General features: G+C 64.8%; 7 protein-coding genes. 1 reads left to right on the forward strand and 6 read right to left on the reverse strand.

Annotation, left to right across the window (positions count from 1 at the left end; translation table 11 throughout):
* The coding region (locus tag MOV75_RS21070) for an MFS transporter (RefSeq protein WP_247006523.1) at positions 1-805 on the forward strand (805 nt) is incomplete at its 5' end.
* Between the two features lie 227 nt (positions 806-1,032).
* On the opposite strand, the gene MOV75_RS21075 is transcribed toward MOV75_RS21070, so the two are convergent.
* From MOV75_RS21075 to MOV75_RS21100, 6 genes are all read right to left on the reverse strand, one after another.
* Positions 1,033-2,259: an ABC transporter substrate-binding protein gene (locus tag MOV75_RS21075; protein ID WP_246926547.1), complete on the reverse strand. Its 1,227-nt coding sequence runs from the start codon at positions 2,257-2,259 to the stop codon at positions 1,033-1,035.
* A gap of 167 nt (positions 2,260-2,426) precedes the next feature.
* Positions 2,427-3,575: a hypothetical protein gene (locus tag MOV75_RS21080; protein ID WP_247006524.1), complete on the reverse strand. Its 1,149-nt coding sequence runs from the start codon at positions 3,573-3,575 to the stop codon at positions 2,427-2,429.
* A gap of 77 nt (positions 3,576-3,652) precedes the next feature.
* Positions 3,653-4,393: an SDR family NAD(P)-dependent oxidoreductase gene (locus tag MOV75_RS21085; RefSeq protein ID WP_247006525.1), complete on the reverse strand. Its 741-nt coding sequence runs from the start codon at positions 4,391-4,393 to the stop codon at positions 3,653-3,655.
* Positions 4,394-4,533: 140 nt separating this feature from the next.
* Positions 4,534-6,057: an amidophosphoribosyltransferase gene (gene purF / locus MOV75_RS21090; protein WP_246926556.1), complete on the reverse strand. Its 1,524-nt coding sequence runs from the start codon at positions 6,055-6,057 to the stop codon at positions 4,534-4,536.
* A gap of 28 nt (positions 6,058-6,085) precedes the next feature.
* Positions 6,086-6,715 carry a CvpA family protein gene (locus MOV75_RS21095; protein ID WP_246926558.1) on the reverse strand — a complete coding sequence of 210 codons (630 nt, stop codon included), beginning with the start codon at positions 6,713-6,715 and terminating at the stop codon, positions 6,086-6,088.
* A gap of 168 nt (positions 6,716-6,883) precedes the next feature.
* The coding region (locus MOV75_RS21100; RefSeq protein ID WP_309486951.1) for a magnesium chelatase domain-containing protein at positions 6,884-7,308 on the reverse strand (425 nt) is incomplete at its 5' end.

Here is a 7,308-nt window from a genome sequence, read left to right on the forward strand (position 1 = left end):
AGGCGCGGCTTTCGGTGCGGGCTTCATCCTGGGGCCGGCGCTCGGCGGCCTTCTCGGCGACATCGATCCGCGCTTGCCGTTCTGGGCCTCGGCAGCCCTCAGCTTCGCCAATGCGCTTTACGGACTCTTCGTCCTGCCGGAATCGCTCGCGCCCGACAAGCGCGCGCCGTTCCGCTGGCGAAGCGCCAGTCCGATCGGGGCGCTGCGTCTGTTGCGATCCAATGCGGTGCTCTCCGCGTTGTCGGTCGTCAACTTCATCGCACAGGTCGCGCATGTCGTGCTGCCCTCGACCTTCGTGCTCTATGCGACCTATCGCTACGGCTGGGATTCCAAGACGGTGGGGTTGACGCTCGCCATGGTCGGCATCTGCGCCATGGTGGTGCAGGGACTGGCCATCGGCCCGATCGTGCGCGTGCTCGGCGAGCGGAACGCGCTGCTGCTGGGCCTGTGCTGTGGCGCGCTCGGCTTCGTGGTCCTCGGCGCGGCGCCGACCGGACCGCTATCCTGGATCGGAATTCCCATTTTGGCACTGTGGGGCATCTCGGGTGCCGCCTCGCAAGCGCTGATGACGCGGCTGGTTGCGCCCGATCAGCAGGGTCAGCTGCAGGGCGCGACCGCGAGCGTGCAGAGCGTGTCACAGCTCGTCGGCCCGTTCCTGTTCACGCTGACCTTTTCCTATTTCATCGGCGCCAGCGCGCCGCTGCATCTGCCCGGCGCGCCGTTCCTGCTCGCGGCGGCGTTGATGGTGGTCTGCGTGGCGATCGCGGTGCGGACGCTGGGTGGAGCCAAGCCCTCAGTCTCTTAGGGGGGCAAAGGCGCATAAGCGCCGTGCCCACCATCTCTCCACGACAATGAAATGGCCGTGGGCACGCTTCGCTTTGCCCACCCTACGAGCCAAGCCTTCAGAACCGTAGGGCGGATTAGCGAAAGCGTAATCCGCCATCTTGCGTGACGCGCGAGAAGTGGTGGGTTACGCCCTACGGACTGCGCGTCGCGCGGCCGCTGGGCTAACCCACCCTACTTTCTATGCGGTCACTTCTTCACCAGCGGGCAATCGCTGTCCTTGAGCGGTTTGGCGGCGTCTTCCGCGGAGATCGTGGCGATCTGCTTGTAATAGTCCCACGGTCCCTTCGACTCCTCGGGCTTCTTCACCTCGAACAGGTAAGCCGGGATGAGACGGCGGCCGTCCTGGCGCAGGGGGCCGTTGCCGAACAGCGGATCGTCGGTCGGCAGCTCCTTCATTTTGGCGACGACCTTGGCGCCGTCATGGGGATTGCCGCCGAGCGCTTCCATTGCCTTCAGATAGTGCAGCACCATCGCGTAATTGCCGGCCTGGGTCATCGACGGCATCGCGTTCTTGCTGGCCAGCGCCGAGAAGCGCTTGGACCATTCGCGGGTCTTGTCGTTCAGGTCCCAGTAGAAGGATTCGGTGAAGGTCAGGCCCTGCGCGGTCTTCAAGCCTAGCGAATGCACATCGTTGATGAACAGCAGCAGCGCGGCGAGCTTCTGGCCGCCCTGGACGATGCCGAACTCGGCCGCCTGCTTGATGGCGTTGGTGGTGTCGCCGCCTGCATTGGCGAGGCCGATGATCTTGGACTTCGACGATTGCGCCTGGAGCAGGAAGGACGAGAAGTCCGCCGTGTTGAGCGGGTGCTTGACGCCGCCGAGCACCTTGCCGCCATTGGCGGTGACGACGGCGCTGGTATCGCGTTCCAGCGCGTGACCGAACGCATAGTCGGCGGTAAGGAAGAACCAGCTGTCGCCGCCCGCCTTGGTCAGCGCCTTGCCGGTGCCGTTGGCGAGCATGTAGGTATCGTAGGTATAGGAGACCGTGTTCGGCGTGCAGGCCTTGCCGGTGAGGTCCGCGGTGGCCGCGCCCGAATTGAGCAGCACCGCATTCTTTTCCTTGACGAGGTTGCTGACTGCCAGCGCGACGCCGGAGCTCGGCGTGTCCGCGATCGCATCGACCTTATCGTTGTCGATCCACTGCCGGGCGATGTTGACGCCGACGTCGGGCTTGTTCTGGTGATCCCCGCTGAGCACGTCGATCTTCCAGCCCTTCTTGAGCAGGCCGGAATCCTCGACCGCCATCTTGATTGCGACCACGGAGTTCGGTCCGCCGATGTCGGCATAGAGGCTCGACATGTCGTTGAGCACGCCGATCTTGACGGTCTTGTCCTGGGCAAAGGCGGATGTGGCAAAACCGAAAGCGGCACAGGCCAGAAGGGCCGCGGAGCGGCGTGCGAACGTCGTCGTCATGAAAGGTTTCCTCCATTGTCAAATATGCGGACGGCTTTCTTGCGGAGCCTTGTTCCGGCTGATGGCTCTAGCCTGTCCCGCCGCCGGCGGCAATGCGCCTAAAGCCGGATGACGCTGCGTCGTAGCGTCATCGCTCGGTTAACTTTTGGACAAAATGCGTCAAGACGCTATTTGAGCGCGTCCGACGTCAGCTTGAATTTCTGGATGCGCTTTCCGGTGTCGACCTCGGCGGTATAGACATTACCCGTGGCGTCAATCGCCATGGCGTGCACCCAGTGGAACTGGCCGGCGTTGCGGCCGCTGTGCCCGAAGCTGCCGACCACGCTGCCGTCCTCGCGCTTGACGACCCTGATCTCGTTGTTCTCGCCGTCGGCGCTGAGCAAATAGGTCTGCTTCGGATCGGGCCAGATCGCGATGTCCCAAACCGCGCCGTTGCCGAGCGTGTTCTTCTCGAAGAAGAACTCCTTCACGAAGCTGCCGTCCTTTTTGAACACCTGGATGCGGTTGTTGATGCGGTCGCAGACATAGACGAGACCGTCATTGGCGAGCTTCACGCAGTGGACGGGATTGCCGAATTGCTGCGCGACCTGCGCCTTGGGATCGTAGGGCGCCTGCTTGGTGTCCTCGGGCTTGTTGCCATATGCGCCCCAGTGCCGCTTGTACGCCAGCGTGGTCGCATCGAACACGATGACGCGGCGGTTGCCGTAGCCGTCGGCGACGTAGATTTCGTTGGCCTCCTTGTCGATCGCGGTTTCGGCGGGCTTGCCGAGCTGCGTCGTGTCGTTGCTGCCGAGGCTCGGCGCGATCTTGCCGATCTGGGCGACGAACTTGCCGTCGAGCGTGAATTTCAGGATCGCGTTGTCGTTGTCGGCATTGCCGCCGACCCAGACGAAGCCGCGCTCGTCGACCTCGATGCCATGCTCGCGGCCGACCCATTCGTAACCCTGGCCTGGACCGCCCCAGGACCGCAGCAGATTGCCGTCGCTATCGAATTCGAGCACGGGCGGCGCCGACACGCAGCATTTCGAGCGCGGCGGGGTGAGGCTTGCGCCTTTCTCGTCGTCGGTGAGCGAGCGCGGGCGATGGATCACCCAGATATGGCCCTGCCAGTCGACGGTGATGCCGCCGACCTGGCCGAGGATCCAGTTGTTCGGCAGCGGCTTTGGCCAGGCGGCATCGACCGCGAAAGTCGGCACGTCGCCCGCGCTCGCCGTGCCAGGAAGCACAAACGCGATGGCCGCGATCAGGATGGAAAAGGCGCGAGAGATATTTGCGAGCGCACGCACAAGATCTGCGCGAACATGCCATGGCGCCATGGCGGCCTCCCTTTTTGGTTTACGGCTTGCTGCCGCTTAAGCGCGGGCAGTCAATCGCGGGGAGGCAGGCGAGTCAATCAGGCCGGCGACCGGAAGCTCATGAGGCTGCGCGTCTTGTAATCGTAGAACTTGCCGGTCTCGGTCCAATCGGGCGCGCACATCGGCACGATCAATTCGGCGACCTGCTCGGGCGTATCGAGCGTCGCCGGGTCTTCGCCCGGCATCAGCGTGGCGCGCATGCGGGTGCGGACCGGCCCCGGATTGAACAGGTTGACGCGCAGCTTGGTGTTCGCGGTTTCCTGCGCCCAGGCACGCGCGAGCGTCTCCAGCGCGGCCTTGGACGCCGCGTAGGGGCTGACATAGGCGGTGGCCTTGTTGGCGGCGCCCGAGGTGATGAATACGGCGCGGCCGGCGTCGGACTGCTTCAGCAGCGGCTCCATGCAGCGGATCAGCTGGAAGTTCGCGGAGACGTTGATCGCCATCACGTCGTTGAAGCTCTTCAGCTCGATATGACCGATCGGCGAGGAGGGGCCGAGCACGCCGGCATTGCCGACGAGGATGTCGAGCTTGCCGTAGCGCTCGTGCAGGCCGGCGCCGAGACGCGCGATGCCGTCGGAATCGGTAAGATTGAGCGGCACCAGAGTGGCGCTGCCGCCAAGTTTGCGGATCTCGTCGTCGAGCTCTTCCAGCCCTCCCTGCGTGCGCGCCACCGCCACGATATGCGCCCCGGCCTTCGCCAAAGCGAGTGCGGTGGCATAGCCGATGCCGCGCGAGGCGCCGGTGACGAGAGCGATGCGGTCAGCGAGGGGTTTTGTCATGGCGGAGTTTTACAGGCGTGGATGGCCGGGACAAGCCCCCGCGGCACTTGTCATTCCGGGATGGTGCGAAGCACCAGACCCGGAATCTCGAGATCCCGGGTTCGGTGCTTACGCACCGCCCCGGGATGACGGCTGCGCCGTCAGCTCGCCTCGGCCAGCAGCGACAATTGCCGCGGCTGCTGCTCGGTCTGGGTCTGGTCGGTGAGGTGGGTCGGATACGCCCCGGTAAAACAATGATCCGCGAATTTCGGATTGGCGGGGTCGCGGCCGGGCTCGCCCATGGCGCGGTACATGCCGTCGATCGACAGGAAGGCGAGCGAGTCGGCGCCGATGATCTCGCGCATCTCCTCCAGCGAATGCGTCGCGGCCAGGAGGCCGCCGCGGTCGGGCAGGTCGATGCCGTAATAGTCGGGATAGAGGATCGGCGGCGAGGCGAGGCGGAAGTGCACTTCCTTGGCGCCGGCATCGCGCATCATGCGCACGATCTTCTTCGAGGTGGTGCCGCGCACCAGCGAGTCGTCGATCAGGATGATGCGCTTGCCTTCGATCGCGGCGCGGTTGGCCGAATGCTTCATGCGCACGCCGGACTCGCGGATCGCCTGGGTCGGCTGGATGAAGGTGCGGCCGACATAGTGGTTGCGGATGATGCCGAGCTCGAACGGCACGCCGGAATGCTGGCTGTAGCCGACCGCGGCGGGCACGCCGGAATCCGGCACCGGCACGACGACGTCGATCGGCACGTGGCTCTCGCGCGCGAGCTGCGCACCGAAGGCCTTGCGGACCTCGTAGACCGAGCGGCCGTGCACGACGGAATCCGGACGGGCGAAATAGATGTATTCGAAGATGCAGGGACGCGGCGCCATCGGCGGGAACGGCTTGTGGATGTCCTGGCCGTTCTCGTCGAACACGATGACTTCACCCGGCTCGATGTCGCGGATGAAGCGCGCGCCGATGATGTCGAGTGCGCAGGTCTCCGACGTCAGGATCGGGCAGCCGTCGAGCTCGCCGAGCACCAGGGGGCGGATGCCGCGCGGATCGCGCGCGCCGACCAGCTTCTTGTTGGTCAGCGACACCAGCGCATAGGCGCCCTCGATCTCGCGCAGCGCGTCGATATAGCGCTCGATGAAGCGGCTGCGCCTGGAGCGCGCGACCAGATGCAGGATCACCTCGGTGTCGGTGGTCGACTGCATCATCGCGCCGTTCTTCACGAGCTCGCGGCGCAGCGTCAGGCCGTTGGTGAGGTTGCCGTTATGGGCGACCGCAAGGCCGCCGGCATTGAGCTCGGCGAACAGCGGCTGGACGTTGCGCAGGATGGTGGCGCCGGTGGTGGAGTAGCGGACATGGCCGACGGCCATGTTGCCGGGCAGGCGGTCGATCACCTCGCGGCGGGAGAAGGTGTCGCCGACGAGGCCGAGCCGGCGTTCTGAGTGAAAACGGCTGCCGTCGTAGGAGACGATGCCGGCGGCTTCCTGGCCGCGGTGTTGAAGGGCGTGCAGGCCGAGCGCGGTGATGGCGGCGGCGTCGGGGTGACCGTAGATGCCGAAGACGCCGCATTCCTCGCGCAGCGTATCCCCCTCCAGATCGTCCTGAACCTCTAGCGCGGCCGGGCCTGGACCGGCGTTTGGATCGAGATCAAGTTGGGCGTCCTGGTCAGGGTGTCGCATCTCGTCCACGCCTCTCTTTTAGGGGCAATCAACGCGCCGCAGGTTTCTCGATCAGTTTCTTCAAACTGTCACGAGCAGGTTTACTGTATCCGTCGCCGCTGCCCGAAGGCTGCTGCTCGGAATCAGCTTGATCATCATCTGGTTTGTTTTTCTTGAATCTCTTCAAGATGGTGTTCTCGGGGTCATCCGGCAAGAGCGACTTCAGCCAATCTCCCGTCGAATCAAGCACCGTTCGGGACTTTGCGCCGCGGACCCAATCCGGCTGCTGCTTGTCGGGAACCAGCCAGATGAAGAACTGGTAGGCTACCACGACGATCAAAAGGCCGCGAGCGAGGCCAAACAGGAAACCCAGGGTTCGATCCAGCGCGCCGATGCGCGAATCCAGGATCATGTCGGAGATCCGGACCGTGATCACGGAGACCACGACCAGGGTGCCGACAAATACGCCGGCGATCACGACCACTGTCGCGACGGTGTCGTTATTGAAGTAGGTCTTTGCGGTCGGCAGCAGCTTCGAGAAGGAGTACAGCGTCACGATCGCCGCGGCGCCCCAGGCTGCGATCGACAGGATTTCGCGCATGAAGCCGCGGACCAAGGCAAGCAGGCCCGAAATCAGCATCACACCGAGCAGGATCAGGTCGAGGATGGTAACTGGCATCGGCTGGTCTGGTCCGCTCGTACTTCAAAGGTGCTCTAGCCGAATCGGTGTTTGGCCGCTGCCCTAAAAGAGGGGCAGACGGCGTTCCCGGCAAGGCCGCAACCACGCAATCCCATGTTGCTTTTGTGACGGCTGTATAGCGGCGGGGGCCTCCGGCGTCACCTCCACCTAACCCTCTCCGCGGCGGAATCTTGCCGGTGTGGCATTTTTCTCTGCCGGCGCGTTCGATTCGCCCCGGCGGGAGCCGCGGGCGGCGATCTCGGCCACCAATGTCGTCAGGCTGTTGACCGCATTCAGCGTCAATCCGGCATCGCCGCCAGCCTCGCCCCGGGCCGATTCGGGCAGCACGGCGCGCTGAAAGCCGAGTTTCGCGGCTTCCTTCAGCCGAGCCGGGGTCTGTGCCACCGGGCGCACCACGCCGGACAGCGAGATCTCGCCGAAATAGACCGCATCCGTGGGCAACTGCGCGTTAACCAGAGAGGAAACCAGCGCCGCCGCGGCGGCAAGGTCGGCCGCCGGCTCGTGGATGCGCAGGCCGCCGGCGACGTTGAGATAGACGTCGTGGCCGGACAGCTTGACCCCGCAATGGGCCT

This window comes from Bradyrhizobium sp. PRIMUS42, from assembly GCF_023006515.1.
Lineage (GTDB): Bacteria > Pseudomonadota > Alphaproteobacteria > Rhizobiales > Xanthobacteraceae > Bradyrhizobium.

What these genes read in the sequence shown, in the direction of transcription:
- purF (WP_246926556.1), bottom strand. Translation starts at nt 6,057, where the DNA reads ATGCGACACCCTGACCAGGACGCCCAACTTGATCTCGATCCAAACGCC.
- MOV75_RS21095 (WP_246926558.1), bottom strand. Translation starts at nt 6,715, where the DNA reads ATGCCAGTTACCATCCTCGACCTGATCCTGCTCGGTGTGATGCTGATT.
- MOV75_RS21085 (WP_247006525.1), bottom strand. Translation starts at nt 4,393, where the DNA reads ATGACAAAACCCCTCGCTGACCGCATCGCTCTCGTCACCGGCGCCTCG.
- MOV75_RS21080 (WP_247006524.1), bottom strand. Translation starts at nt 3,575, where the DNA reads ATGGCGCCATGGCATGTTCGCGCAGATCTTGTGCGTGCGCTCGCAAAT.
- MOV75_RS21075 (WP_246926547.1), bottom strand. Translation starts at nt 2,259, where the DNA reads ATGACGACGACGTTCGCACGCCGCTCCGCGGCCCTTCTGGCCTGTGCC.